The following is a 1,956-nucleotide window of genomic DNA, read 5'->3' on the forward strand; positions in this document are numbered from 1 at the left end:
CTGATCTGGGTGTCGGTGAAGAACAGGGTGCGATCGGGCATGATCAGCAAATGAAGCGCCGAGGCATCGCGCACCCCTTCACGGAACGGGATGATGTCGGAAACACGCCGGTAATGCTGGTCATATTTACCAAAGGTACCACAGATCATGGCGTCCGCATGGCCAAGATGAACCATCATCGCGCCAATGATCGTCGTATTGGTGCGAATGCGGGCTTTTGCTGTCTCCACATCAACGCCATACCGCTCCCGCAGCTTGTGATAGGCCTGCCAATATTCCCGGTAGCGCGGATCATCCTCCGGATCGACAATCTCGAAATCGATGCCGGGCCGGATACGAAGGCCAAGCTTCTCGATCCGGTATTCGATGACTTTGCTTCGCCCGATCAGGATCGGCTTGGCCAGCCCCTCATCGACAACCGTTTGGACCGCCTGGAGAACCCGCTCCTCCTCTCCTTCGGAATAGGCAACACGCATTATTTCCTGGCGTGCCCGGTCGAAAAGCGGCTTCATGACAAAACCGGTGCGGTAGACGAAATTGGACAAATCCTGATGATATCTGTCCAGATCGTCGATGGGCCGGGTGGCGACGCCGCTTTCCATTGCCGCCTTGGCAACCGCGAAGGACACTTCCAGATAAAGACGGGGGTCGAACGGCGTCGGGATTAAATAATCCGCGCCGAAGCTCGCCTGCGCCCCGCCATATGCCTTTGAAACGATATCCGATTGTTCCGCCATGGCAAGGTCGGCGATGGCCTTGACCGCCGCGATCTTCATTTCCTCATTGATTTCCGTCGCCCCGACATCAAGCGCCCCGCGAAACAGATAAGGAAAGCAGAGGACGTTATTTACCTGGTTCGGATAATCCGACCGTCCGGTCGCAATGATGGCATCGGGGCGCACCGCCTTGGCCTCTTCAGGGAGAATTTCCGGCGTCGGGTTGGCAAGGGCCAGAATGATTGGCTTGTCGGCCATGGTCGCCACCATTTCGGGTTTCAACGCGCCGGGACCGGAGCAGCCAAGAAAAATATCCGCGCCTTCCATCGCCTCCCCCAGGGTGCGTTTGTTCGTCTCTATAGCGAAAACGGATTTATAGGGGTCCATTTCCACCGTCCGGCCCTCATAGACCACACCATGAATATCGCAGACGGTAATATTCTCCCGTGGCAGGCCGAGACTGACCAGCAGATTGAGGCAGGCAAGCGCCGCCGCCCCGGCCCCGCAGGCCGTCAGCTTAACCTCAGCGATATCCTTCTCGACAACCCGAAGCGCGTTATAAACCGCTGCGGCAACGCAAATCGCCGTCCCATGCTGGTCATCATGAAAAACGGGGATATTCATCCGCTCCCGGCAGAGTTTCTCCACCACAAAGCATTCCGGTGCCTTGATATCCTCAAGATTAATGCCGCCAAAGGTAGGCTCCATCGCCGAGATTATATCAACGAGCTTATGAGGGTCGGTCTCGGCAAGTTCGATATCGAACACATCGATCCCGGCGAATTTCTTGAAAAGAACCGCCTTCCCTTCCATCACCGGCTTGGAGGCAAGTGGCCCGATCGCGCCGAGCCCGAGAACAGCGGTCCCGTTGGTGACGACGCCGACGAGGTTCCCGCGCGCAGTGAGTTCCGCCGCCTGAACGGGATCATCCGCAATGGCGAGGCAGGGATGCGCAACGCCCGGCGAATAGGCAAGCGCGAGATCCGTCTGGGTATCCATCGGTTTTGTCGGCGTAATGGTCAATTTTCCCGGTCTTGGCAACCGGTGATAGTCCATTGCCTTCTCAGAAATATCTTTCGCCATGCTTTCCCGTTCTCCCGAATAAACCGATGTCCGCAAATACCCGATGACAACATCCAACGCCACCAAAAATACTTTGCGGCATCAATATATTAAGGAAATACGCGAACGTTCCTATACCATGCCATCATAACGCAGTTGGGGAAAGCTTCATGAAATT

The 1,956-nt window shown here is 56.1% G+C and carries 1 protein-coding gene; it reads right to left on the reverse strand.

What is annotated here, in order from left to right; translation table 11 throughout:
* Positions 1-1,799: phosphate acyltransferase (locus P1U71_RS06815; protein WP_301104817.1), on the reverse strand; the 1,799-nt coding region annotated here is incomplete at its 3' end.
* Positions 1,800-1,956 lie beyond the last annotated feature (157 nt).

The sequence above is a fragment of the Sneathiella sp. genome, from assembly GCF_029233945.1.
In the GTDB taxonomy this organism is placed as follows: domain Bacteria; phylum Pseudomonadota; class Alphaproteobacteria; order Sneathiellales; family Sneathiellaceae; genus Sneathiella.